The organism is Microbacterium sp. F51-2R (assembly GCF_052180235.1).
In the GTDB taxonomy this organism is placed as follows: domain Bacteria; phylum Actinomycetota; class Actinomycetes; order Actinomycetales; family Microbacteriaceae; genus Microbacterium.
In genome coordinates this window covers 2152857-2176553 of sequence record NZ_CP197470.1, presented here as the reverse complement: position 1 = coordinate 2176553, position 23697 = coordinate 2152857, and the positions used below count along the sequence as shown (strand labels likewise).

Sequence of the window (23697 nt, the reverse complement as noted above, 5' to 3'; positions counted from 1 at the left end):
AGGCCTCCTCGATGAAGAAGAGACTTGCCGGCTTCGGCATCCTCGCCGCCGCAGCCCTCGCCCTGGCCGGCTGCACCGACTCCGCAGCGCCGCCCACCACCGCTCCGACGGACGCCGCGGCGTCGGGGGAGATGACCACCGTCCGCGTCGCGGCTCTCCCCATCGCCGAGACCGGCGCCCTCTGGGCCGCGATCGACGAGGGGATCTTCGCCGATCACGGCCTCGAGATCGAGGTCGTCCCCGCGCAGGGCGGCGCCAACGCCATCCCGGCGCTGCTGAGCGGCGACATCCAGTTCGCCATCGGTCAGCCCTTCGGCCCCATCCGCGCCGACCTGCAGGACCTCGGCGTCACGATCATCGGCGACTACGCCAACAGCCTCGTCGACGGCACCGACGTCAACGCCGTCGTGGCCTCGGGCGACTCCGGCATCACGCGGCCGGCCGACCTCGCGGGCAAGACGGTGTCGGTCAACACGATCGGCGCGGCCGGCGACCTCACGATCCGCAAGGCCGTGCAGGACGACGGCGGCGACCCCTCGACGATCAAGTTCGTCGAGGTCGCCTTCCCCGATGTGCCGGCGCAGCTGGAGGCCGGGACGATGGATGCCGCGTGGGCGCCCGATCCCTTCCGCGCCATGATCCTCGGCTCGGGCGGCACCTCCGTCGTGCAGCCCTACCAGGCCACGATCCCGGGCCTCACGGTGCTGACCAACATCACGACCCAGAAGCTCCTGGACGAGAAGCCCGAGCTGGTCGCAGCGTACTCGGCCGCCATGTCGGAGGCCCTCGACTGGGCCTCCTCGAACGAGGACGCCGTGCGCGCAGCCATCGCGAAGAACCTCAAGATCCCCGAGGAGGCCGCGGCAGGCATCACGCTGCCCACCTTCACGTGGGACCTCGGCGACGCCGGCATCAAGGACCTCGGTGCACTCGCGCTCGAGTTCGGCTACATCGACTCCGAGCCCGATTACGGCCGCCTGATCCAGCAGCAGTAGCAGCGACGGGAGGGGACGGGATGCCGCGGCCCGCGGCCTGCGGCATCCCGTCCCCTCTCTCCGTCCACCCCCCGACCCGCCTCGTTCCGATCGGAGCATCCATGGCCACTGCCACCCTCGGCGCCGCCCCCGCCCGGGAGCGCCCGTCGCGCCGGCTGCGGACGCTGCGCAAGATCGGGCTGGGCCTGGCCGGCATCCTCGGCTTCCTCATCACGTGGCAGCTCCTGCCGACCCTCGGCGTCGTGGACCCCCGGTTCTTCCCGACTGCTACCGAGACCCTCGCGGCGCTCGGGCAGCAGTTCCGCGACCTCGAGTTCTGGCGCAACGTCGGGCGCACCATGACCGCGTGGGGCATCGGCCTCGTCATCGCGACGGTGCTCGGTGCGGTGCTCGCCACGGTCATCGGGCTCGTCCCGTTCCTGCGCCGCGCGACGCACACGACGGTCGAGTTCCTGCGCCCCATCCCGTCGGTCGCCCTCATCCCGCTGGCCGTGCTCATGTACGGCTATCAGTTGCAGGCCGCGCTCGTGATCATCGTCTTCGCGAGCTTCTGGCAGGTCTTCATCCAGGTGCTCTACGGCGTCGCCGACGTCGACGCCGTGGCCCGCGACACGGCCCGCAGCTTCGGGCTCTCGCGCGGCTCGCGGATCGTCAACCTCGTCTTCCCGACGGCCCTTCCGTACCTCATGACGGGGCTCCGGCTGGCGGCGGCGGTCGCGCTGATCCTCGCCATCACGGCCGAGATGTTCATCGGCAATCCGGGCCTCGGGCGCGAGATCGTCTTTGCGCAGTCGGCCGGCAACTACCCGACCGTCTACGCGCTGGTCATCGTGACCGGCGTGCTCGGGCTTCTCATCAACCTCGTCTTCCGCGCCGTCGAGCGGCGCGCGCTGTCGTGGCACCAGTCGATCCGGGGAGAGGAAGTCCTGTGACCCTCTACACGAGCACCGTCGTCACCCCGCGGCCGCGGTCGCGCGTCTGGGCGAAGATCGGCGAGAACACGGCCTATGCGATCGGCCTGCCGCTCATCCTCATCGTGATCTGGGGCATCTGGGCGACGGTCGCCCCGGCCCAGTTCTTCCCGTCGCCCGCCGAGCTCATGCAGGCGTTCGTCGAGACGTGGGTCGGGCCCGCCTTATTCACCGACGTCCTGCCGAGCCTCGCCCGCCTGGGTGTCGGCATCGTGATCTCGATCGTCGTCGGCATCGGCGCCGGTATGCTCATCGGACTCAACCGGTGGCTGCGGGAGCTGCTCGAGCCGATGCTCGAGTTCTTCCGCGCGGTGCCGCCGCCCGTGCTGCTGCCGATCTTCGTCGTGCTCATGGGCCCGACCGACGCCATGAAGGTCGTCGTCATCGTCGTCGGTTCGGTGTGGCCGATCCTCCTCAACACGATCGAGGGGGTCCGTGCGACCGACTCCGTCATGACCGAGACCGCCCGCTCCTTCGCGCTGACCTCGGCCCAGCGCCTGCGGTTCCTCGTGCTCCCCGCGGCGAGCCCGCGCATCATGGCGGGTGTGCGGCAGTCGCTGTCGATCGCCCTCATCCTCATGGTCATCTCCGAGCTCGGCTATTCCTCGTCGGGACTCGGCTTCCAGATCGTCTTCTTCCAGCGCAACTACCTCATCGCCGAGATGTGGAGCGGCATCCTGCTGCTCGGCCTCATCGGCGTCCTGCTCGCCGCGATCTTCGGATTCGTCGAGCGACGGGTGCTGCGCTGGTACCACGGAATCAAGGAGGTGGAGCGTGCCTGAGATGCTCCTCGAGGTCGAGCACCTCAAGAAGATCTACGACTCGTCGACCGGAAACGTCGAGGCGATCGGCGACATCAGCTTCACGATGGCGCCCGGCGAGCTCGTCTGCATCGTCGGCCCGTCGGGGTGCGGCAAGACGACGCTGCTGAAGTGCATCGCGGGGCTCCTGCGCCCCACCTCGGGTGTCGTGGCCCTCCACGGCCAGAAGGTGACCGCGCCGCCGCCGAACATGGCGCTGGTCTTCCAGGAGTACGGCCGCAGCCTCTACCCCTGGCTCACGGTGCGCGGCAACGTCGAGCTGCCTCTCAAGCACAAGAAGCTCACGCGCGCCGAGCGCGACCGGCTCATCGACGACGCCCTCGTCGCCGTCGGCCTCGAGCACGCCGCCCGCAGCTACCCGTGGCAGCTCTCCGGAGGCATGCAGCAGCGCGTCGCGATCGCCCGCGCCGTCGCATACCAGCCCGAGGTGCTCATCATGGACGAGCCCTTCGCGGCCGTCGACGCGCAGACGCGGGCCGACCTCGAAGACCTCGTGCGGGCACTGCACCGCGACCGGGGCATGTCGATCCTCTTCGTCACGCACGACATCGACGAGTCGGTCTACCTCGGTGAGCGCGTCATCGTGCTCTCGAAGTCGCCGACGTGGGTGCAGGAGGATCTCGCGATCGACCTCGCCCCCGAGCGCGACCAGATCACGACGCGCGCCCTGCCGCGGTTCACCGAGCTGCGCACGCACGTGTACGAGCAGATCCAGCGCGCCAAGCGCGGTGAGGCCGTTCGTCCCGGCACGACGGCGTGATGAGCGCGGGCCCTGCGACGGCCCGCGCCGTCGTCGAGACCTCGGTGCTCACGCGCAAGCCGAGGCAGCTGCTGCTGGCGTTCTTCGGCGAGTACGTCTGCGACCGCTACTTCGAGCCGCTGCGCACGACGGTGCTCCTCACCGTGCTCGAGGGCGCCGGAGTCACGGCCCCCGCCGTGCGGACCAATCTCGACCGCATGGTCGCGAGCGGCCTCCTCGAGCGTCGCCGGCTCGGGCGCGAGATCGGCTTCGAGCTGACGCCCCACGGGAGCGAGGTGCTCCGTGAGGCTTCGGGCCGTGTCAACGGGCCTGCGCCGTTCGAGCCGCAGGGCGAGGGATGGACCCTCGTGACCTTCACGCTCCCCGAGAACCTCCGTGATCTCCGCCACCGCCTCCGCGCGGCCCTCACGTGGTCGGGCTTCGGCGCGCTGCGCGACGGCCTGTGGATCGCGCCGGGGCGCGTCGACCTCGCCGCGGCACTCGGAGCGCTCATCCCCGATCTGCCCCCGGCATCCGTCATCGCCTTCTCGGCCACCGAGCTCGACGGGTTCCCCATGGCCGACGCCGTGCGGATGGCGTGGGATGTCGAGACGATCCGCGAGGCGCACCACGAGTTCATCTCGCATTGGGAGCGGGAGGATGCCGCGGCCGACCTCCCGTCGGTCACGGCGCGGACGCTGCTCGTGGCCGACTGGCTGGCGCTACTGCGGGCCGACCCTCGACTCCCGCGTCAGTACATGGGCGAGGACTGGCCGGCCGACCGGTCGTTCGAGCTGTTCACCCGCCGGCACCGGGAGTTCGCGTTCCCCGCCGTGCGCGACTTCGCCGGCCTCGTCACCTGACCCCGCGCCTCAGCTGTCGCCGAAGCGCGCGCGCAGGTCGCCCTTGCGGATCTTGCCGGATGCCGTGCGGGGGAGGTCCTCCACCACGATGACGTTCTTCGGGAGCTTGTAGCGGGCGACCAGGCCGTCGAGGTGCTTGCGGACGGTCTCGGTGTCGACCTCGGCGCCGTCGCGCAGGGTGACGACGGCCCAGGGCACTTCTCCCCAGCGCTCGTCGGGGATGCCGACGACCGCGACGCCCGAGACGCCCTCGATGTCGGCGATGAGGTTCTCGACCTCGGCGGGATAGATGTTCTCGCCGCCGGAGATGATCATGTCCTTCAGCCGATCCGCGATGAAGAGGTAGCCGTCCTCATCCAGGTAGCCGAGGTCGCCCGAGCGGTACCACCCGTCGTCGGTGAAGACCTGTGCCGTTGCCTCCGGCAGACCGTGGTAGCCGAGGAAGACGTTGGGCCCGGCGACCTCGATCTCGCCGACCGTGCCGCGGGGCACGACATCCCCGTGCTCGTCGGCGATGCGCACATCGGTGAAGAAGTGGGGGAGGCCGACGCTCCCCTGCTTCTCCCTCGTCTTTTCGGGCGAGAGCGAGGTGGCGCCGGGCGAGGTCTCGGTCATGCCGTAACCCTGCGAGAACGACAGTCCGCGCTCCTCGTAGGCATTGAGGATGCGCGTGGGCACCGCCGAGCCGCCGCACGTGAGCTTCTGCAGCGACGAGAGGTCGGTGCTCGCCCACGCCGGGTGGTCGGCCATCATCTGATACGTCGTCGGCACGCCGCTGAGCATCGTGATCCCGTGCCGCTCGATGAGGGCGAGCGCCCGGCCCGCCTCGAAGCCCTTCTCCAGCACGAGCGTCGCGCCCTTGAGGATGACGGGGAGGGCGCCCATCCCGAGCGAGGCGACGTGGAAGAGGGGCGAGATCATGAGCGAGACGTCGGAGGACACGACGTCGTAGTCGACGATGCAGTTGAGCGCGACCCAGGTGAGGTTGCCGTTGCTCAGCACCGCCCCCTTCGGGCGCCCCGTCGTCCCCGAGGTGTAGATGATCGCGGCCGGATCGTCGAGCTCGACATCGGCGGCGGTGTGGCCGCCGGGCGCCTCCGAGACCAGGCGTGCGAGTCCCGGATGCTGCGGCGCGCCGTCGCCCGTCACGATGACGTGTGCGATGCGCCCGGCCTCGACGCCCGGCATCGCCCGCTCGAGGAACTCGGCGTCGAGCACGAGGGCACGCGCCCCCGAGTCGACGAGGACGTGCGTGATCTCGGGGGCCGCGAGGCGCGTGTTGACCGGGACGAACACGGCGCCGAGCTGCGCCGCGCCGAACATCACCTGGAGGAACTGCGGGCTGTTCTCGCCGATGTAGGCCACCGCGTCGCCCTTGCGGATGCCGCGGTGCCACAGCACCGCCGCGACGCGGTCGGCGGCGTCGGCGAGCTCACGATAGGTGAGCACGTCGTCGCCGGACACGACGGCGGGCTTGTCGGGGTTCTTCAGCCGGCGCTTGGCGAGCCAGAATCCGATTCCGCGATTGCGCATGTCTCTCCTTCGAGCGTGCGGGGTCGAGCGTGCGGGGTCGAGCGTGCGGGGTCGAGCGGGGGCGAGGTGGGCGGGCCGGTCAGGCGTAGAACCGGTACAGCCCGCGCGCCACGACGGCGGGCTTGTCGGAGCCCTCGATCTCGATGGTCTGGTCGACGGCGAACTGGTAGCCCCCGCGCACCTCGGTGACCTCGGCGACGACGGCGTTCATGCGCACGCGCGCGCCGACCTTGACGGGCGAGACGAAGCGCACCTTGTCGAGTCCGTAGTTGACGCGCGTCGTGACGCCGGTCACGTCGAACAGCTCCGACCAGAACTTCACGGTGAGCGACAGAGTGAGGAACCCGTGCGCGATCGGAGCGCCGAAGGGCCCCGCGGCCGCGCGGTCGGGATCGACGTGGATCCACTGGTGGTCGTCGGTGGCGTCGGCGAAGAGGTCGACGCGGTCCTGCGTCACTTCAAGCCACTCGGTCCAGCCGAGGTCGGTCCCGGCGAGGCCTGCGACATCGGCGTAGTCGACGGTGGTGGTCATGGGTTCTCCTTCGATGGGTGGGTCAGACGAAGGCCGACGCGCCGGTGAGCGCGCGGCCGACGATGAGGGCGTTGATCTCGTGCGTGCCTTCGTACGAGTACACGGCTTCGGCGTCGGCGAAGAACCGGGCCGCGTCGTGCTCGAGCAGGATGCCGTTGCCGCCGAGGAGCTCGCGGCCGAGCGCCACGGTCTCGCGCGCGAGCCGCGCCGTCTGCATCTTGGCCAGCGCCGAGTTCTCGTCGGCGAAGACGCCGGATCGGTCCTGGTGCAGGCTCAGCTGCACGACGAGGGAGAGGGAGGCGGCGGTGTTGCCCAGCATCCGGGCGAGCTTCTCCTGCACGAGCTGGAACCCGCCGAGGGGCCGGTCGAACTGCCGCCGCTCCCGCGCGTAGCGCACGGCGGCATCGAGCATCCCCGCCTGCAGCCCCGCGGCGATCCACGCGACATCCGACCTCATCGCGCGGAGGATGCCGGCGACGTCTCGCCACCCGTTCACCCGCTGCAGCCGCGCCGACCCGGGCACCCGCACGCCCTCCAGGGCGATGCGGGCGTTCTGCATCGGGCGCAGCGCGATCTTGCCGGTGATCGGCTCGAGCCGCACGCCGTGCGCGTCGGTGGGCACGAGGAAGGCCTTCACCGCGTGATCCTCGGCATCGCGGGCGAAGACCACGAGGACATCGGATGCCGCGGCCCCGCCGATCCAGGTCTTGACGCCGTCGATCACCCACGAGTCGCCGTCGCGCCGCGCGGTGGTCGAAAGACCGCCCGCGATGTCGGAGCCGTGGTCGGGCTCGGTCAGCGCGAAGACGCCCTTGAGCGCGAAGCTGCGCACCAGCGGATCGAGCTCCTCGGCCTGCGCGGGCGACCCGCCGAGCGCGAGGGCCGTGCGGAAGAGCCCGGACTGCGCGTTGTAGAGCGTCGCGACCGACACGTCGGTGCGCGCCAGGACGTAGTTGCGCAAGCCGCAGTAGAGGCTCGAACGCGTCTCCGCGGCATCCATCCCCTCCGGCTGCATGAGGTCGAGGGGGATGAGGGCGTCCAGCACCTCTGCCGGCATCGTCGCGGTCTCCCACGCGTCGGCGAGGAGCGGGCGGATGTCAGCGTCGAGAGTGTGCTGCAGCCGGTCGAGGGCGCGACGCGCCGCCGGGCTCAGGTGCGCCGCGGCGATGGCGTAGGGATCGAACCCGAAGGTCGCGTCGGCCTCGAGAGCGGGCATGTCAGCCGCCCAGCCCGAGGAGCCGCACGGCGTTGTCCTTGAGGATGCCGGGCATGACCTCCGGCTTGAGCGCGGTCGTCGCGGCGTCGCGCTGCCAGCGGTCGGGGGTCAGGAGCGGGAAGTCCGACCCGAAGAGCACGCGGGTCTTGAGGTAGGAGTTGGCGGCCCGCACGAGCGTCTCGGGGAAGTACTTCGGGCTCCACCCGGAGAGGTCGATCCACGTGTTGTGCTTGTGGGTCGCGACCGAGAGCGCTTCGTCCTGCCACGGGACCGAGGGGTGGGCCATGATGATCTGCAGCTCGGGGAAGTCCGCCGCGACGGGGTCGAGAAGCATGGGGTTGGACAGGCCCAGACGCAGGCCGCGACCGCCGGGGAGCCCGGCGCCGATCCCGGTCTGGCCGGTGTGGAAGAGCGCGGGGACCGCGGCATCCTGAATCGCCTCGTACAGCGGATAGTGACGCTCGTCGCTCGGATCGAACCCCTGGACGGTGGGGTGGAACTTGAAGCCGCGCACGCCGTGCTCCGCCACGAGCCGCCGTGCGCGCTCGACCGCATCGTGCCGGTGCGGGTCGACCGATCCGAACGGGATGAGGACGTCGTTGTTGCGGGCTGCGCCCTCGGCGATCTCGGCGCTCGACACGGGGGCATGCCCCAGCTGGGTCTCGGCATCGACCGTGAAGACGACGGCGGCCATGCGGCGCTCGCGGTAGTAGGCCGCGACCGAGTCGAGATCGGGCCGGGGGCCGTCGGCCGAGAAGTAGCGCGACGCGGCCTCGACGAGATCGTCCGGGAGGGAATGATGCCCGTGGTCGTCGACCTCGATGTGCACGTGCACGTCGATCGCCGTGAGGGCGCTCACATCGATGGCGGGTTCGTAGCGGGTGGTCATGGCGTGCTGCCTGTCGCTTCGTCGCGCGCGAGGGTGGCTCAGCGCTGCAGGTCGTCGGGGAGGGGCGGGAACTTCTCGCCCACCGACTGCTGGTTGCCCTCGATGAAGGCGGGGAACTCCGCCGCCAGGCTCTGGAAGGTCCAGCCGCCGTCGTGGTAGGCCGTGTGCACGGGCTCGGGGTGCGACCACAGCTGCAGGCGGTCGCCGCCGACGCCGATGGCCTGACCCGAGACGCCGGCCGCGGCATCCGACGCGAGATATGCGATGAGCCCCGCGACGTCGTCCGACGTCCCGAAGCCGAGGTCGTGGCGGAAGAACGCCGGCATCGGCTCGCCCTTCGCCTCGGCCTCGACGGCCGCGGCGAAGTAGGGGACCGTTGCGGTCATCGCCGTGGCGGCGACGGGGATCACGGCGTTCACCGCGATGTTCGCGCGCTTGAGCTCGAGGGCCCACGTGCGCACCATGCCGACGATGCCGGACTTGGCCGCCGCGTAGTTGGTCTGGCCGAAGTTGCCGCGCTGCCCCGTGGGGGAGCCGATGCAGATGATGCGCCCCGCGACCCCGTTCTCGCGCATGTAGGTCGCCGCCTCGCGCACGCACGTGAACGTGCCGCGGAGGTGGATGCCGATCACGGTGTCGAAGTCGTCGTCGCTCATCTTCCACAGCACCGTGTCGCGGAGGACGCCGGCGTTGGTGACGAGGATGTCGAGGCCGCCGTAGGTGTCGACGGCGGTCTGCACGAGCTGCCTGGCCGTCTCGGTGGGGCCGACCGGGGCGACGACGGCGACCGCTCGGCCGCCTGCCGACTCGATCGACGCGACGGCGGCCGCTGCCGCGTCGGCGTCGACGTCGTTGACGACCACCGCAGCGCCCTGGCGGGCGAGCTCCTGCGCGTAGGCGAGGCCGAGTCCTCGACCCGATCCCGTGACGATGGCGACTTTGCCGTCGAGTTCCATGCGATCTCCTTCGTGACGCGCTGCGGAGGGCATCGAGTGCCCGCGATCATGACAGCACAGATTGATTGAAAAAGTCAATGGTTGTCGATCTCACTCTTTGGTAGAGTCTCCCCATGTCGACGAAGCCCGAGATCGCGCGCAGCACGTCTGAGCGCCTCCGCGAGAGCGGGCTCGGATCCGACATCAGCTTCCTCCTCGCTCGAGCCAACGCCCTCTCGGTCACCGCCGGCAACGCCGCCCTCGCGCCATTCGGGCTCAAGGTGCGGTCGTTCTCGGTGCTCGCGCTGGCGGCGGGCGATGTGCGGCCGACGCAGCGCGACCTGTCGGAGTTCCTGCGCCTCGACCCGAGTCAGGTCGTCGCCCTCATCGACGAGCTCGAGAAGCGGGGGCTCGTCGAGCGCCGGCCCGACCCGGCCGACCGCCGCGCCAATGTCGTGGTCGCGACAGACGAGGGACGCGCTCTGCACACGGCGGCCTCCGCCGCCACGAGTGCCGCCGAGCGCGTGCTGCACGGCGACGTCGATGAGGAGGACCGCCGGCGTCTCGCCGACCTCCTCGGGCGCATCGCCTACCCGCGCTGAGCCGCGGCCCCGCGGTCGGCGACGGTGTGGCGGACATGCTCGCGATCTGGCGCGCGCCGTTCGAAGATGGAGTCGAGCTGGCCTCCGATGCGATCCGCGTCGTCCGCAAGGGCTGGGCCGACAGCACTCCCGGCAGACGAGCACACCGACTCGCGCGCAGCACCGGCTGACGCGCTCACCCGAGGAAGGAACGACGATGTCCACCACTGTCGAGGCGACAGCATCCCTCATCGACGAAGCCGCGTTCCGCGGTCGCATCCACATCGACGGCGAATGGGTCGCCGCGGGAGGCGGCGAGATCGCCTCCGTCGCGCCCGCGACCGGCGAGACCATCGCCACGGTCGGCATGGCGTCACCGGCCGATGTCGCCCGTGCGGCCGCCGGAGCCGCGCGGGCTCAGAAGGAATGGGCCGCGACGCCCCATCCCGTGCGCGCCGCGGTGCTCCGCCACGCCGCTCAGCTCTGGGAGCAGCACGCCGACGAGATCATGGGCTGGAACGTGCGGGAGGTCGGCGCCATCCCGCCGCTCGCGGGCTTCGCGCTGCACGTGACGGCGGCGGAGTGCTACGAGGCCGCGTCTCTGCCGTCGGCGCCCCTCGGTTCGATCCTGTCGAGCGAGGAGCCGCGCCTCTCGCTCGCGCAGCAGGTGCCCGTCGGCGTCGTGGGCGTCATCTCGCCCTTCAACGTGCCGCTCATCCTCGGAATCCGCGCGGTCGCACCCGCCCTCGCGCTCGGCAATGCCGTGCTGCTCAAGCCCGATCCGCGCACGGTCGTCACGGGCGGCGTCTCGATGGTGCGCATCTTCGAGGAGGCGGGACTTCCCGCCGGACTCCTCCAGCTCGTCCCCGGCGGAGCCGAGGTCGGCCAGGCCATGGTGACCGACCCGAACGTCGCCGTCATCGCCTTCACGGGCTCGACCCGCGCCGGCCGCATCGTCGGCGAGCTCGCGGGGCGGCACCTCAAGCGCGCCCACCTCGAGCTCGGCGGCAACTCCGCCTACATCGTGCGCGAGGACGCCGACGTCGACCAGGCCGTCAATCTCGCGACGTGGGGCTCCTACCTGCACCAGGGCCAGATCTGCATGACCGTCGGCCGGCACATCGTCCACGAGTCGATCTTCGACGAGTACGTCGCCAAGCTGAGCGCGAAGGCCGACTCGATGGTCGTGGGCGACCCCGCCGCCGGACAGGTGCACCTCGGGCCGCTCATCGACGAGGTCCAGCGCGACCGCGTGCACACCCTCGTGCAGGACGCCGTCGCACAGGGCGCCGAGCTGCGCGCAGGCGGCGACTACGACGGCCTGTTCTACCGTCCGACGGTGCTCGCCAACACGCCGCGTGATGCGGCGGCCTACCATGACGAGGTCTTCGGGCCCGTGGCATCCGTCGTCCCCTACTCGACCGACGACGAGGCCGTCGAACTCGCCGCGGCGACCGAGTACGGCCTCGCGCTCGGCATCGTGAGCCGGGATGTCATGACGGCGCTCGCGATGGCCCAGCGCATCCCGACGGGCATCGTGCACATCAACGATCAGACGGTCAACGACGAGGCGAACAGCCCCTTCGGCGGCACCGGCGCCTCGGGCACGGGCTCGCGGCACGGCGGCGCGCAGGCCAACATCGACGCGTTCACCGAGACGCGCTGGATCACCCTGCGGCGCGAGCCGGGTCAGTACCCGCTCTGACGCGCGCACGCGGCGCGCCGGAACGCGCGGATGTCAACGCCGGGAACGGTTCGACGGCATCCGCGCGTTCTCGCGGAGTGACGGATGCCGCGCCTCAGCGCGGCTCGAGGACGTGGCGGTCGCGACCCGCGAAGACACCCGTCACGGATTGCGCGACGAGCACGACGAGCACGAGCACGAGGGGCGCGACCCAGCCGCCGACGGTCGCGTGCACCCAGCCGAAGAGCACGGGCCCGAGCGCCGCGAACACGTACCCGATCGACTGCGCCATGCCCGACAGGGCCGCCGACGCGTCGTGGTCGCGCGCGCGCTGGGCCATGAGGGTCAGCGTCATGCCGAGCGAGGCGCCCGAGGACAGCCCGATCAGGACGACCCACGCGATGATCGCGTCCGGCGCCGCCATCAGTCCGATGACGCCGATGATGCCGAGCGTGGGGATGAGCGCCGGCACCCAGCGCTCCGCGCCGCCGCGCAGCACGAGCGGCACGACGAGGGAGCCGACGAGCGAGAAGATCTGGTAGATCATGACGTCGATGCCGGCGACGACGGCGCTTCGCCCGGTGGACGCCGAGATCGAGGCGAGCCAGGTCAGCAGCATGTAGAAGGTGGATGCCTGGAACCCCATGTAGGCCGCGACCGTCCACGCGACCGGATCCGACCAGATGCCCGTGCGTCCGCGTGCGCCGGCCGTGCCGGCGGGTGCCCGGGCTCCGCGGGTCGCCCACGCCCACGAGCCGATCGCGAAGGGGAGGAGCGCGAGGCCGATGACGAGGAGGGCGAACCGCCATCCGGCCTCGCCGCCGGGGAGATCGACGTGGGAGACCGGCACCGCGACGCCCGAGGCGATCGCGCCGACACCGCCCAGCAGGGCCGTGTAGACCGCCATCATGGCGGGCACGCGCCGCGGGAAGTCGCGCTTGATGGCCGCGGGCATGAGCACGTTCACGATCGCGAGCGCGGCGCCGATGATGACGGTGCCGATCCAGAGGCTCGCCGTGGGGCCGGGAACGGACCGCACGACAGTGCCGAGCGCGAGGACGACGAGCGACCAGGTCACGGCACGCGACATCCCGAACCGGCGACTGAGCTCGTGGGCGAGCGGCGAGATGAGGGCCCAGGTGATGAGCGGCACGGCGCCGAGCAGGCCGAGGAGAGTCGGTGAGAGCCCCGTCTCGTCGCCGATCTGGCCGAGGAGCGGCCCGACGGCCGTGATCGTCGGCCGCATGTTCGCCGCGACGAGGCATGTCGCCACGACGAGGGCGACGATTGCCGGAGTCCGCTTCCCTTCGCCCATAGGTACCGGACTCTACACCCCGGCGCGGGTGGTTCGGCGTGGGGGGCAGGGCGCGGGGGGCGGCAGGTCGCGGGGTGGGCCCGGCGGGCGCGGAGGGCGGGGCGGCACGAGCGTAGGAGATGGCGCCGGGGTAGGACCCCGGCGCCGGGATTCGTCCTACGCTCGCGCGGACTCCTACCTCCGTGACCTCCGCCGCGCGCCGGGCCAGCCGGGCCGTGTCGGGCGGGGCGGCACGAGCGTAGGAGATGGAGCCGGGGTAGGACCCCGGCGCCGGGATTCGTCCTACGCTCGCGCGGACTCCTACCTCCGTGACCTCCGCCGTGCGCCGGGCCAGCCGGGCCGGGGCGGCGGGGTCAGCCGAGGCCCTCGAGGGGCCACCCCGTGTAGGCCTCGGCGAGGTAGGCGCGGCCGTGCTCCGACTCCACGACGGAGCGCAGCTCGCCGAGCTGGCGATGACGGTCGAAGTCCGAGGCATCCGGAGCCACATGCAGCATGCTCGTCATCCACCAGGAGAAGTGCTGGGCCTTCCAGATGCGGTGCAGCGCCTTCTCGGGGAAGGCGTCGAGCAGGCGCGCGTCGCCCTCCAGGAGCAGCGCGCGCAGCGCCTTCTCGAGCACGACCACGTCGGCGACCGCGAGGTTCATGCCCTTCGCTCCCGTCGGCGGCACGGTGTGGGCGGCGTCGCCGATGAGGGCGACGCGGCCCTTGCGCAGCTCGTGCGCGACGAAGCTGCGGAACCGCAGGACGTCGCGCTGGAAGATCGGGCCCTCCTTGAGCGTCGTGCCGGGGACGCGCTTCTGCAGCTCGTCCCACAGCTGCGCCTCGGAGTACGCGTTCGGGTCGGCCTCGGGATCGCACTGGAAGTACATGCGCTGCACGGTGGCGCTTCGCTGGCTGATGAGCGCGAAGCCGTCGGGGGAGTTGCTGTAGATGAGCTCTTCGGAGCTGGGCGGCGCTTCGCAGAGGATGCCGAACCAGGCGAAGGGGTATTCGCGGAAGTATCCGCCGGTCGACGAGCCCGTCACGGCGGCGCGCGCGACGCTGCGTGAACCGTCGGCGCCGACGACGAACTCGGCCTCGATCGTGAGCGCCTGTCCGTCGGCGTCGACTGCGATGACGGCGGGCCGGTCGGTGTCGGCGCCCTCGATGCGCTGCGCGGTGACCCCGAAGCGGAGGTCCTGCCCTGCGGCGAGGCGCGCCTTGATGAGGTCTTTCAGCACCTCGTGCTGCGGGTAGAGGTAGACCGCCCGCCCGACGAGTGCGGCGAAGTCGATGCGATGGCCCTGGCCCGCGAAGCGCAGTTCGATGCCCTCGTGCCGGTTGGCCGCGGTGACGACCCGGTCGGACGCGCCCGACGACGACAGCACGTCGACCGTGCCCTCCTCGAGGATGCCGGCGCGGATCGTCGTCTCGATCTCTTCGCGCGAGCGCTGGTCGATGACAACAGATTCGATTCCGGCGGCATCGAGCAGGTGCGACAGCAGCAGGCCGGCGGGGCCGGCGCCGACGATCGCGACGCGGGTGCGAACGGTGGCGGTCATGGGCGTCTCCTTCGACGGGCGGATGCTGCGACCCAGTGTGCGACGGGGCGTTCGACGGGTGCGCAGTCCTTCCTGATGAATGGGAAACAATGTGCCTCGGAGGTTCGGGCTCGTCCCCTCCTCTCGCTTCGCCCGCCCGGGGACCGGAGGTCAGCGGCGGGGGCGGGCGCTGAGGGCGGCGCGGATGTCGCGGGTCGCGCGCAGCAGTTCCGCGATCGCGACCTCGGGCGGAGTCTCGCGCGGGAGGACGACCGAGAGTGCCGCGACGACCTCGCCGGTCTCGTCGCGGACCGGCACGGCGACACCCGTCGAGACCGCCTCGACCGAGCCGGGCGAGACCACGAACCCCCGCCGACGGATCTCGGCCAGCGTGCGGCGGAGGGACGCGGCATCCGTCGTCGTCTCGGGGGCGAGAGCGGGCAGCGGCCCTGCGAAGACGCGTTCCTGCAGCGCGGGGTCGGCGTAGGCGAGCAGCACGAGCCCGGACGACGACGCGTGGAGCGGCAGGCGCCCGGCGACCCGGGTGATGTTCGCCCCCGCCTCGGGGTGCGACAGGCGCTCGAGGAAGAGGGCCGAATCCTGCTCGAGCACCGCAAGCTGCGTGTGCTCGCGCACGCGGGCCTGGATCCGCTCCATCGAGGGGAGCGCCGCCTGCCGGAGGCGCAGAGCGCGCGAGCCGCGCAGGGCCAGCTCCCACAGCCGCAGACCGAGACGCACGCGGTGGTCGTCGTCGCGGTCGAGGAGACCCTCGGCGACGAGCTCGTCGACGAGGCGGTGCGCCGTCGAGGAGGGGAGCCCGGCGTGGCGGCCGATCTCGGAGGCCGTCTGGATCGTCCGCTCGGCCGTGAAGGTCTCGAGCACCCGCACGAGCCGCTGCGTCATCGAGTCGCCCGACGGCGAGTTGGCCATGCGCCCAGGATGCCACGCGTCGCGCACTCCCCACGCCGCGTGGGATGCCACGCGTCGCGCACTCCCCACGCCGCGTGGGATGCCACGCGTCGCGCACTCCCCACGCCGCGTGGGATGCCACGCGTCGCGCACTCCCCACCCCGCGCGTCGCGCCCCGGTAGCCTCGGACGCAGGAGGAACCGTGGCCGACGACGGAGAAGGCATGCTGGCCCGTGCCATGCGCGTGCTGCAGTGCTTCACCGACGACGAGCCCGCGCTGTCGGCCGCTCGCCTGGGCGAGCTGACGAAGCTGCCGAGCTCGTCGCTGCACCGGCTGCTGTCCGCGCTCACGGAGTTCGGCCTGCTCACTCGCGCGCCCGGCCACCGCTACACGATCGGCGTGCGGCTGTGGGAGCTCGGCGAGCTCTCGCCCCTGTCGCTGCAGCTGCGCGAGACGGCGCTCCCGCACATGCTGCGGCTCTACGAGGCGACGGGCGAGAACGTCCACCTCGCGGTGCTCGACGCCCCGACCCCCGCGACCGCCTCGGCGCTCTACGTCGGGCGCCTGACCGGCACGGGGTCGATCCCGACCCTCAGCCGCATGGGCGGGCGGCATCCGCTGCACACCACGGGCGTCGGCAAGGCGCTTCTCGCCACGCGCGACGCGCTGTGGCTGGAGGGGTTCTTCGCGACGCCCCTCGAGCGCGAGACGACCCACTCGATCACGTCGGAGGCCGAGCTGCGGCTCGACCTCGAACGCACCCGCGCCCGCGGCTACGCCACGACGCACGAGGAGATGACCCTCGGCAACGTCTCGGTCGCGGCCGCCCTCGGCCCCGTCGACGGCCTCCCGCCCGCGGCGATCGGCGTCGTCGTGCACCTCGCCCGCGCCGACGAGCGCCGCCTCGGACCCCTCGTCGTGCAGGCGGCACGCGACACCCGTGCCGCCCTCCTCGCCGACTCCCGCTGAGCGAACCGACCCCGCCCCCGCCGAGCGAACCCCAGCGATCGATTCCCACTGAGCGGGATCGGTCTGGGGGATGGCCCCGACCCGGTGCGACGCTGAACCCGACCACGTGAACCGTCGAAGGGGACTTCATGACCGTCGACTCCGATGCCAGCGAGCAGGAGGCGTTCTCGTCCTCCGTCGTGCTCGACCAGACCGTCGCCGCACCCGAGACGCTCCTCGCGTCACACGACATGCCGACGCAGAACCAGATCACGCAGGAGATCAACGATCTCCACGCCGACGCCGAGCGGCGCCTGGCTGCGGGCGAGCGCGTGCCGTCGACGCTGTACGACTTCGCTCCGTACCGATCGAGCATCCTGCGCCACCCGACGAAGAACCCGCGCCTGGTCGACCCCGAGACCATCGAGCTGTGGTCGCCCGCCTACGGCCAGCGCGACGTCGCCCTGATCGAGTCCGATCTGACGCTGCAGCACACGGGCGAGCCGCAGGGCGAGCGGATGACGATCGAGGGGCGCCTGCTCGACTCGTGGGGCCGCCCGCTGCGCAACCAGCTCGTCGAGATCTGGCAGGCCAACGCCGCCGGCCGGTACATCCACCAGCGCGATCAGCACCCGGCTCCGCTCGACCCGAACTTCACCGGCGCCGGCCGCATCGTGACGAACGACGACGGCTACTGGAAGTTCACGACGATCAAGCCGGGCCCGTACCCGTGGAAGAACCACATCAACGCCTGGCGGCCCGCGCACATCCACTTCTCGGTCTTCGGGTCGGCGTTCACGCAGCGGATCATCACGCAGGTGTACTTCCCCGGCGACCCGCTCTTCCCGCTCGACCCGATCTACAACACGATCCGCAGCCAGAAGGACCGCGACCGCCTCATCGCGAGCTACGACCACGACCTCACGGTGCCCGAGTTCTCGATGGGCTACCGCTGGGACATCGTCGTCGACGGTCCCGACGCCACGTGGTTCGAGCCCGAGGGAGGAGAAGCCTGATGAGCACGCACGACAGCTCCGCCGCGCTGGATGACCGTCCGGCCAAGACCCACGAGCCGACGTCGGGCCAGACGATCGGACCCTTCTTCGCCTTCGGCCTCAACTACCCGAAGATGCACGAGGTGGCATTCCCCCACTCGGCCGGCGCGATCGTGCTCGAGGGCACCGTCTACGACGGCGCGGGACACCCCATCCCCGACGCCTGCATCGAGATCTGGGGCGCCGACACCGACGGGTCGATCCCGCGCGGCCGGGGATCCCGCCGCCGCGACGACCACACGTTCACGGGCTTCGGCCGCTCGCACACGAACGACGAGGGCCACTTCGAGTTCTGGACGCGCAATCCCGGCTCGGTCGACGGCGAGGCTCCTTTCTTCGCGGCGGTCGTCTTCGCCCGCGGACTGCCGAACAAGCTCCACACCCGCATCTATCTCCCCGAAGACGCCGAGCGTCTCGCCGCCGACCCGCTGCTGTCGTCCCTCGACGAGAGCGAGCGCGCTACGCTCGTCGCGACGCGCGGGGCGGACGGATCGCTGCACTTCGACATCCGTCTGCAGGGCGAGCGGGAGACGGTCTTCCTGACGTTCTGACACGCGCGACTCCCGGACGAAAGGGCCCGATGTGAGCGAGTCGCCGGTCGACGTCGGTCTGCTGACACCCGTTGCCGTGGGCAACGACGAGGCGGTGACGGATGCTGCGTTCCTCGCCGCGCTCGTGCACGCCGAGGTGGCGCTCGTCCGCGCGCACGAGGCGGTCGGCGCGGCGCCGGCGGGCACGGCGGACGCCGTGCAGGCAGGTCTCAACGCCGCGGCGCCGATCGATGCCGCGGCGCTGGCCGAGGCATCCGTCGCCGGAGGCAACCCCGTGATCCCGCTCGTCGCGCAGCTGAAGGATCGCGTGCCCGGCGAGGCGAAGACGTGGATGCATCGCGGCGCGACGAGCCAGGACATCCTCGACACCGCCCTCATGCTCGTCGCGCGCGATGCGTCCGATCTCGTCGCGGGCTCGCTCCACGAGACCGCCGAGGCGCTCGCCGCGTTCGCGCGCGCCCACCGCGACGACGTCGCCGCCGGCCGCACGCTCACGCAGCACGCCGTGCCGACGACCGTGGGCCTGCGCGCCGCGAACTGGCTCCGCGGGGTCCGCCGAGCGGCTGCCCGCCTCGATGATGCGACACGCGCTCTGCCCTCTCAGCTCGGCGGCGCCGCGGGAACGCTCGCCGCGCTCGTGGAGATCGCGGGGACCGATGCCGCGGCCCGCCTTCCCGCCGCGTACGCCGAGGTCGTGGGCCTTGCCGCGCCCGAGGCGCCGTGGCACACGACGCGCTGGCCGGTGACCGAGCTCGGCGATGCCCTCGTGCAGGCGATCGACGCCGTCGGGGTCATCGCCGCCGACGTCGCGACGCTCTCGCGCACCGAGATCGGCGAGCTGCGCGAGGGGTCGGGTGGCGGGTCGTCCGCGATGCCGCAGAAGCGGAACCCCGCGGCATCCGTCCTCATCCGCTCCGCCGCGCTGCGCGCGCCGCAGCTCGGCGCGACCCTGCACCTCGCGGCCGCGCTCGCCGTCGACGAACGCCCCGACGGAGCGTGGCACGCCGAGTGGCCGACGCTGCGCGAGCTCCTGCGCCTCGCGCTCGGCGCGTCCGCGCACGCCGCCTCGCTCGCTCAGGGGCTGCGGGTCGACGCCGCCGCCGTCGCGCGCAACCTCGGCGCCACCCGCGGGCTCATCCTCGCGGAGCGGCTGTCGATCGTGCTGGGCCCCGTGCTCGGGGTTCCGCGCGTGGCGGCCATCGTCCGCGCGGCGGGCGAAGGCGAAGACCTCGAGGCCCTCATCGACGAGGCGCTCGTCGAGCAGGGCGCGTCGGCGGTCGACGTCGGTGCGCTGCTCGACCCCGCGAACTACACGGGCCTTGCCGGCGACCTCGTCGACGGCGTCGCCTCGCCCGAGAACGAGACCCTGCGCGCCCCCTGAGGTCGTCCCCGACACCGAGGCCCGACCACCCGAGAACGAGGAATCGTGACGACACCACCCATCGCCCTCACCGATCCCGTCGGCCCCGACGGTGCGCCCCTGCTCGTGCTGGGCGCCTCCCTCGGCACGTCGAGCGTCCTGTGGGAAGACGCGCTGCCCGCACTCGCCGCGCGCTACCGCGTCGCCGTGGCCGATCTGCCCGGCCACGGTGCCGCCGCGCCGGCGCGCGAGCCGTTCACGATCGGCGAGATCGCCGACGCCGTCGCCGAGGCCGTCGCGCAGCTCGGCGAGCGGCGCGTCCTCTACGCGGGTGTCTCGCTCGGCGGAGCCGTCGGCCTCGAGCTGATGCTGCGGCATCCGGATCTCGTCCGCGCCGCCGCGATCATCGCCTCCGGCGCGGAACTCGGCGCGCCGCAGGGCTGGATCGACCGCGCGGCTCAGGTGCGCGCGCAGAGCACCTCGAGCCTCATCATCCAGTCGGCGCAGCGGTGGTTCGCGCCCGGATCGATCGAGCGCAATCCGGTCATCACGGGCCGGCTCCTGCACGCTCTGCAGGGCGCCGACGACGAGAGCTACGCCCTGTGCTGCGAGGCGCTCGCGCAGTACGACGTGCGGGAGCGCCTCGGCGACATCGCCGTGCCCGTGCTCGCGGTGTGGGGAGCCCACGACGCGGTGACGCCCGAGGAGTCGCTCCGCGTCATCGCCGAAGGCGTGCGCGACGGCCGTGCGGTGGGGCTTGCCGAGGCATCCCATCTCCCTCCGGCCGACGACGCCGCAGAGACGGCAGCCGTCCTCTTGCGCTTCTTCGACGAGGTCACGAAGGGAGAGACGGATGCCGCGGCCTGACGGAGACGGACTCACCGACGCCGAGCGGTGGGAGCAGGGAATGCGCGTGCGGCGCGAGGTGCTCTCGGACGAGCACGTCGACCGGGCGATCGCGAACACGACCGAGCTGACCGGCGACTTCCAGGACTTCATCACGCGCGTCGCGTGGGGAGACGTGTGGTCGCGGCCCGGGCTCGACCGGCGCTCGCGCTCCGTCGCCGTGCTGACCTCGCTCATCGCGCACGGACACCACGAGGAGCTCGCGATGCACCTGCGCGCGGCGCTGCGCAACGGGCTCACTGTGGACGAGATCCGCGAGGTCATCCTGCAGTCGGCGGTGTACTCGGGGGTTCCCGCCGCGAACACGGCGTTCCGCATCGCGTCGCAGGTCTTCGGCGAGGACGCGACGGCCTGAGACCTGGGTTGCCCTGAGGAGGGCTGCCCTGCCCAGGCCTGCCCGGCCCTGCCCGGCCCTGCCCGGCCCTGCCGTGCCCGCGGGACGGGAGGGTCTGACCGGAAGGGAGGGCCGACACGCCGTGCCGCGGACCTCCCTTCCCGCGACAACCTCCCGTCCCGCGGGCCCAGGCACCGCGCCGACGCCTGGCGCTCCCGTCCCGCGCGCCCCGGGCTCTCCCACGATGGCCCGGAGTCCCACCGAACGGGACCATCGCGGCCGGGGCGCGGCATCCGCGGTATGTTCGCAGTGAACCATCCTGCGAACGTGCGTTCGCACAACGAACCGGGAGTCCGAGTGATCGACAAGACTGTTCCGGATGCCGCGGCCGCCGTCGCCGGCATCCCCGACGGTTCGACCGTCATGATCGGGGGGTTCGGGCGAGCCGGACAGCCGGTCGAGCTGATCGACGCGCTCATCGAGCAGGGCGCGGCCGACCTCACGATCATCAACAACAACGCGGGCAACGGCGACACGGGGCTGGCGGCGCTGCTGGCCAAGGGGCGCGTCCGCAAGATCGTGTGCTCGTTCCCCCGCCAGTCCGACTCGTGGGTGTTCGACGGCCTCTATCGCGAGGGCAAGATCGAGCTCGAGCTCGTGCCGCAGGGGAACCTCGCCGAGCGGATCCGCGCCGCGGGTGCGGGGATCGGCGGGTTCTTCTCGCCGACCGGCGTCGGCACAGAGCTCGCCGAAGGCAAGGAGGCGCGCGAGATCGACGGCCGGCAGTACGTGCTGGAGTATCCGATCAAGGCGGACTTCGCGCTGGTCGGCGCTCTGAAGGCCGACCGCTGGGGCAACCTCGTCTACCGCGAGACCGCGCGCAACTTCGGCCCGATCATGGCGTCGGCCGCGACCACGACGATCGTGCAGGTCGACGAGGTCGTGCCCCTCGGATCGCTCGACCCCGAGACGGTCGTCACGCCCGGCATCTTCGTCGACCGCGTCGTCGCCGTCGGCGAGCGACGCTGGCTGAAGGATGGACAGTTCGTCGGCGGTGTCGACCTCGAAGGCCGCCCGCTCGCCACGACCGAGGAGGGCGACAAGTGACCACGCGCATCACCCGCGAGGAACTCGCCGCGCGCATCGCGGCCGACATCGCCGAGGGCTCGTACGTGAACCTCGGGATCGGCGCGCCGACCCTCGTCGCGAACTACCTGCCCGCCGACCAGGAGATCATCCTCCACACCGAGAACGGCCTGCTCGGGATGGGCCCCGCGCCCGACCGCGAGCAGGTCGATCCCGATCTCATCAACGCCGGGAAGCAGGCGGTCACGGCGCTCGACGGTGCGGCCTTCTTCCACCACGCCGACTCGTTCGGAATGATGCGCGGCGGCCACCTCGACGTGTGCGTGCTGGGCGCGTTCCAGGTGAGCGAGACCGGCGACCTGGCCAACTGGTCGACCGGCGCGCCCGGCGCGATCCCCGCCGTCGGCGGCGCGATGGACCTCGCGATCGGCGCGAAGGCCGTCTACGTCATGACCGACCTCCTGACCAAGACGGGCGAGTCCAAGCTCGTCGCCGCCTGCAGCTATCCGCTCACGGGCGTGGCGTGCGTGAGCCGCGTCTACACCGACCACGCGGTCTTCGACGTGACACCCGACGGCTTCGCCGTGCGCGAGGCGTTCGGCGACAACACCGTCGAGTCGCTCGCCGAGCTCACCGGGCTGCGGCTCATGCCGGCGCCGCAGGAGCCGGGAACGGCGCCCCGGGCGACCCCGGCGCCCCAGGCGTCGCAGGAGCCGGGAACGGCGCGCCAGGCGCCCCACGAATCACCCTCGACCCCCGGCATCCCGAGCGAAGGGAACTGACATGACCTCCTCCTACATCTACGACGCCGTCCGTACGCCGTTCGGCCGCGCGGGCGGCGCGCTCTCGGGCGTCCGGCCCGACGACCTCGCCGCCGTCGTCATGAAGGCCGCCGTCGAGCGCACGGGCCTCGACCCCGCCCGCATCGACGACGTCATCTTCGGCGATGCCAATCAGGCGGGCGAGGACAACCGCAACGTCGCACGTTTCGGCGCGCTGCTGGCGGGGTTCCCGACATCCGTTCCCGGTGCCACGGTCAACCGCCTGTGCGGATCGTCCGTCGAGGCGGTCATCCAGGGCTCGCGCGCGATCGAGGCCGGAGACGCCGATGTCATCCTCGCGGGCGGCGTCGAGTCGATGAGCCGCGCGCCCTTCGTCGTCGAGAAGTCGTCGAAGCCCTTCCCCGCCGTCGGCAACCAGACGCTGTGGAACACGGCGATCGGCTGGCGCATGGTGAACCCCGCGCTTCCGCGCGAGTGGACGATCTCCAACGGCGAGTCGGCCGAGAAGCTCGCCGAGATCTACGCCATCTCGCGCGAGGCTCAGGACGCCTTCGCCCTCCGCAGCCACCGCCTCGCCGCCGACGCGTGGGCGGCGGGGGTGTACGACGGTGAGGTCGTGCAGGTGCCGGGCGCCGAGCTCGCGCGCGACGAGGGGATCCGCGACGACACGACGCTCGAGAAGCTCGGCGGCCTGCGCGCGCTCTTCGCGAAGGACGGCTCGGTCACGGCCGGCAACTCCTCGCCGATCAACGACGGCGCGTCGGCCGTGCTCCTCGGCGGGGAGGGGACGGTGGATGCCGAGCCCCTCGCCCGCATCGCAGGTCGCGGCGTCTTCGGCAACGACCCTGATGTGTTCGGCGTCGCGCCCGTCGAGGCCGCCAACCGCGCGCTCGCGCGGGCCGGTCGCACGTGGGCCGACGTCGACGTCGTCGAGCTCAACGAGGCTTTCGCCTCGCAGAGCCTCGCGTGCCTGCAGCTGTGGAGCGACCTCGACCCCGAGAAGGTCAACATCCACGGGGGCGCGATCGCGATCGGCCATCCGCTCGGCGCCTCCGGCGGCCGCATCATCGGTCACGCCGCGCACGAGCTGAAGCGCCGGGGCGGAGGAGTCGCGGTCGCCGCGATCTGCATCGGCGTCGGCCAGGGCCTCGCCGTCGTGCTCGAGCGCTGA

The 23697-nt window shown here is 71.8% G+C and carries 24 protein-coding genes and 1 pseudogene; 17 read left to right on the top strand and 8 right to left on the bottom strand.

The features are described 5' to 3' along the window. Positions 1-11 precede the first annotated feature (11 nt). The 5 genes from ACSBPH_RS09670 (at position 12) to ACSBPH_RS09650 (ending at position 4389) form a co-directional block, all read left to right on the top strand. Positions 12-995 carry an ABC transporter substrate-binding protein gene (locus ACSBPH_RS09670; RefSeq protein WP_442574136.1) on the top strand — a complete coding sequence of 328 codons (984 nt, stop codon included), beginning with the start codon at positions 12-14 and terminating at the stop codon, positions 993-995. Positions 996-1096: 101 nt separating this feature from the next. Beyond that, on the top strand, positions 1097-1927 hold the full coding sequence (locus tag ACSBPH_RS09665; RefSeq protein ID WP_442574135.1) for an ABC transporter permease: 831 nt from the start codon (positions 1097-1099) through the stop codon (positions 1925-1927). After that, complete coding sequence (locus ACSBPH_RS09660) at positions 1924-2748, top strand: ABC transporter permease (RefSeq protein ID WP_442574134.1); 825 nt, start codon at positions 1924-1926, stop codon at positions 2746-2748. The genes ACSBPH_RS09665 and ACSBPH_RS09660 overlap by 4 nt, the downstream gene beginning before the upstream one ends. A gap of 1 nt (position 2749) precedes the next feature. After that, complete coding sequence (locus ACSBPH_RS09655) at positions 2750-3547, top strand: ABC transporter ATP-binding protein (protein ID WP_442577278.1); 798 nt, start codon at positions 2750-2752, stop codon at positions 3545-3547. Beyond that, positions 3547-4389: a PaaX family transcriptional regulator gene (locus tag ACSBPH_RS09650; RefSeq protein WP_442574133.1), complete on the top strand. Its 843-nt coding sequence runs from the start codon at positions 3547-3549 to the stop codon at positions 4387-4389. Before ACSBPH_RS09655 ends, ACSBPH_RS09650 begins: the two co-directional genes overlap by 1 nt. A 9-nt stretch (positions 4390-4398) precedes the next feature. Here the strand turns inward: ACSBPH_RS09650 and ACSBPH_RS09645 are convergent, their stop codons facing one another. From ACSBPH_RS09645 to ACSBPH_RS09625, 5 genes are all read right to left on the bottom strand, one after another. After that, positions 4399-5922 carry an acyl-CoA synthetase gene (locus tag ACSBPH_RS09645; RefSeq protein WP_442574132.1) on the bottom strand — a complete coding sequence of 508 codons (1524 nt, stop codon included), beginning with the start codon at positions 5920-5922 and terminating at the stop codon, positions 4399-4401. 79 nt (positions 5923-6001) lie between these two features. Next, positions 6002-6454, bottom strand: a complete 453-nt coding sequence (locus ACSBPH_RS09640; RefSeq protein ID WP_442574131.1) for a MaoC family dehydratase — start codon at positions 6452-6454, stop codon at positions 6002-6004. Positions 6455-6476: 22 nt separating this feature from the next. Then, complete coding sequence (locus ACSBPH_RS09635) at positions 6477-7670, bottom strand: acyl-CoA dehydrogenase family protein (protein WP_442574130.1); 1194 nt, start codon at positions 7668-7670, stop codon at positions 6477-6479. A gap of 1 nt (position 7671) precedes the next feature. Then, on the bottom strand, positions 7672-8559 hold the full coding sequence (locus ACSBPH_RS09630; protein ID WP_442574129.1) for an amidohydrolase family protein: 888 nt from the start codon (positions 8557-8559) through the stop codon (positions 7672-7674). Between the two features lie 38 nt (positions 8560-8597). Continuing rightward, a complete protein-coding gene (locus tag ACSBPH_RS09625; RefSeq protein WP_442574128.1) occupies positions 8598-9515 on the bottom strand; it encodes an SDR family oxidoreductase in 918 nt (305 codons plus the stop codon). 113 nt (positions 9516-9628) lie between these two features. On the opposite strand from ACSBPH_RS09625, the gene ACSBPH_RS09620 reads away from it, so the two are divergent. From ACSBPH_RS09620 to ACSBPH_RS09610, 3 genes are read left to right on the top strand one after another with little or no spacing between them, the layout of a single operon-like run. Further along, complete coding sequence (locus ACSBPH_RS09620; RefSeq protein ID WP_442574127.1) at positions 9629-10096, top strand: MarR family winged helix-turn-helix transcriptional regulator; 468 nt, start codon at positions 9629-9631, stop codon at positions 10094-10096. 26 nt (positions 10097-10122) lie between these two features. Next, positions 10123-10266 (top strand): hypothetical protein, encoded by a 144-nt coding sequence (locus tag ACSBPH_RS09615; protein ID WP_442574126.1) that lies wholly within the window; start codon positions 10123-10125, stop codon positions 10264-10266. A gap of 26 nt (positions 10267-10292) precedes the next feature. Continuing rightward, on the top strand, positions 10293-11780 hold the full coding sequence (locus ACSBPH_RS09610) for an aldehyde dehydrogenase family protein (RefSeq protein WP_442574125.1): 1488 nt from the start codon (positions 10293-10295) through the stop codon (positions 11778-11780). Positions 11781-11874: 94 nt separating this feature from the next. Here the strand turns inward: ACSBPH_RS09610 and ACSBPH_RS09605 are convergent, their stop codons facing one another. The 3 genes from ACSBPH_RS09605 to ACSBPH_RS09595 all read right to left on the bottom strand — a co-directional run bounded on the left by ACSBPH_RS09605 (position 11875) and on the right by ACSBPH_RS09595 (position 15524). Continuing rightward, positions 11875-13074, bottom strand: coding sequence for an MFS transporter (locus ACSBPH_RS09605; RefSeq protein WP_442574124.1), 1200 nt, complete (start codon positions 13072-13074; stop codon positions 11875-11877). A 353-nt stretch (positions 13075-13427) separates the two neighbouring features. Next, positions 13428-14615, bottom strand: coding sequence for a 4-hydroxybenzoate 3-monooxygenase (locus ACSBPH_RS09600; RefSeq protein WP_442574123.1), 1188 nt, complete (start codon positions 14613-14615; stop codon positions 13428-13430). Positions 14616-14765: 150 nt separating this feature from the next. Further along, positions 14766-15524, bottom strand: a complete 759-nt coding sequence (locus ACSBPH_RS09595; protein WP_442574122.1) for an IclR family transcriptional regulator — start codon at positions 15522-15524, stop codon at positions 14766-14768. Between the two features lie 181 nt (positions 15525-15705). Between ACSBPH_RS09595 and ACSBPH_RS09590 the strand changes: the two genes are divergently transcribed. The 9 genes and pseudogenes from ACSBPH_RS09590 (at position 15706) to ACSBPH_RS09550 (ending at position 23697) form a co-directional block, all read left to right on the top strand. Continuing rightward, entirely contained in the window at positions 15706-16473 is a 768-nt protein-coding gene (locus tag ACSBPH_RS09590; protein ID WP_442574121.1) for an IclR family transcriptional regulator, read from the top strand. 128 nt (positions 16474-16601) lie between these two features. Further along, complete coding sequence (gene pcaH, locus ACSBPH_RS09585) at positions 16602-17468, top strand: protocatechuate 3,4-dioxygenase subunit beta (RefSeq protein WP_442574120.1); 867 nt, start codon at positions 16602-16604, stop codon at positions 17466-17468. Then, a complete protein-coding gene (pcaG, locus tag ACSBPH_RS09580) occupies positions 17468-18058 on the top strand; it encodes a protocatechuate 3,4-dioxygenase subunit alpha (protein ID WP_442574119.1) in 591 nt (196 codons plus the stop codon). Before pcaH ends, pcaG begins: the two co-directional genes overlap by 1 nt. 31 nt (positions 18059-18089) lie before the next feature. Beyond that, positions 18090-19439 (top strand): lyase family protein, encoded by a 1350-nt coding sequence (locus ACSBPH_RS09575; RefSeq protein ID WP_442574118.1) that lies wholly within the window; start codon positions 18090-18092, stop codon positions 19437-19439. 45 nt (positions 19440-19484) lie between these two features. After that, entirely contained in the window at positions 19485-20285 is an 801-nt protein-coding gene (locus tag ACSBPH_RS09570) for an alpha/beta fold hydrolase (protein WP_442574117.1), read from the top strand. Beyond that, positions 20272-20679, top strand: coding sequence for a 4-carboxymuconolactone decarboxylase (pcaC, locus tag ACSBPH_RS09565; RefSeq protein WP_442574116.1), 408 nt, complete (start codon positions 20272-20274; stop codon positions 20677-20679). Before ACSBPH_RS09570 ends, pcaC begins: the two co-directional genes overlap by 14 nt. Before the next feature lie 336 nt (positions 20680-21015). Further along, complete coding sequence (locus ACSBPH_RS09560; RefSeq protein ID WP_442574115.1) at positions 21016-21765, top strand: 3-oxoacid CoA-transferase subunit A; 750 nt, start codon at positions 21016-21018, stop codon at positions 21763-21765. Then, positions 21762-22400, top strand: a pseudogene (locus ACSBPH_RS09555) (3-oxoacid CoA-transferase subunit B); the annotation flags it as partial. The gene ACSBPH_RS09560 and the pseudogene ACSBPH_RS09555, both read left to right, overlap by 4 nt. 127 nt (positions 22401-22527) lie before the next feature. Next, positions 22528-23697 carry a thiolase family protein gene (locus tag ACSBPH_RS09550; protein ID WP_442574114.1) on the top strand — a complete coding sequence of 390 codons (1170 nt, stop codon included), beginning with the start codon at positions 22528-22530 and terminating at the stop codon, positions 23695-23697.

What these genes read in the sequence shown, in the direction of transcription:
- ACSBPH_RS09670 (WP_442574136.1), top strand. Translation starts at nt 12, where the DNA reads ATGAAGAAGAGACTTGCCGGCTTCGGCATCCTCGCCGCCGCAGCCCTC.
- ACSBPH_RS09665 (WP_442574135.1), top strand. Translation starts at nt 1,097, where the DNA reads ATGGCCACTGCCACCCTCGGCGCCGCCCCCGCCCGGGAGCGCCCGTCG.
- ACSBPH_RS09655 (WP_442577278.1), top strand. Translation starts at nt 2,750, where the DNA reads ATGCTCCTCGAGGTCGAGCACCTCAAGAAGATCTACGACTCGTCGACC.
- ACSBPH_RS09650 (WP_442574133.1), top strand. Translation starts at nt 3,547, where the DNA reads ATGAGCGCGGGCCCTGCGACGGCCCGCGCCGTCGTCGAGACCTCGGTG.
- ACSBPH_RS09645 (WP_442574132.1), bottom strand. Translation starts at nt 5,922, where the DNA reads ATGCGCAATCGCGGAATCGGATTCTGGCTCGCCAAGCGCCGGCTGAAG.
- ACSBPH_RS09640 (WP_442574131.1), bottom strand. Translation starts at nt 6,454, where the DNA reads ATGACCACCACCGTCGACTACGCCGATGTCGCAGGCCTCGCCGGGACC.
- ACSBPH_RS09635 (WP_442574130.1), bottom strand. Translation starts at nt 7,670, where the DNA reads ATGCCCGCTCTCGAGGCCGACGCGACCTTCGGGTTCGATCCCTACGCC.
- ACSBPH_RS09630 (WP_442574129.1), bottom strand. Translation starts at nt 8,559, where the DNA reads ATGACCACCCGCTACGAACCCGCCATCGATGTGAGCGCCCTCACGGCG.
- ACSBPH_RS09625 (WP_442574128.1), bottom strand. Translation starts at nt 9,515, where the DNA reads ATGGAACTCGACGGCAAAGTCGCCATCGTCACGGGATCGGGTCGAGGA.
- ACSBPH_RS09620 (WP_442574127.1), top strand. Translation starts at nt 9,629, where the DNA reads ATGTCGACGAAGCCCGAGATCGCGCGCAGCACGTCTGAGCGCCTCCGC.
- ACSBPH_RS09610 (WP_442574125.1), top strand. Translation starts at nt 10,293, where the DNA reads ATGTCCACCACTGTCGAGGCGACAGCATCCCTCATCGACGAAGCCGCG.
- ACSBPH_RS09605 (WP_442574124.1), bottom strand. Translation starts at nt 13,074, where the DNA reads ATGGGCGAAGGGAAGCGGACTCCGGCAATCGTCGCCCTCGTCGTGGCG.
- ACSBPH_RS09600 (WP_442574123.1), bottom strand. Translation starts at nt 14,615, where the DNA reads ATGACCGCCACCGTTCGCACCCGCGTCGCGATCGTCGGCGCCGGCCCC.
- ACSBPH_RS09595 (WP_442574122.1), bottom strand. Translation starts at nt 15,524, where the DNA reads ATGGCCAACTCGCCGTCGGGCGACTCGATGACGCAGCGGCTCGTGCGG.
- pcaH (WP_442574120.1), top strand. Translation starts at nt 16,602, where the DNA reads ATGACCGTCGACTCCGATGCCAGCGAGCAGGAGGCGTTCTCGTCCTCC.
- pcaG (WP_442574119.1), top strand. Translation starts at nt 17,468, where the DNA reads ATGAGCACGCACGACAGCTCCGCCGCGCTGGATGACCGTCCGGCCAAG.
- pcaC (WP_442574116.1), top strand. Translation starts at nt 20,272, where the DNA reads ATGCCGCGGCCTGACGGAGACGGACTCACCGACGCCGAGCGGTGGGAG.
- ACSBPH_RS09550 (WP_442574114.1), top strand. Translation starts at nt 22,528, where the DNA reads ATGACCTCCTCCTACATCTACGACGCCGTCCGTACGCCGTTCGGCCGC.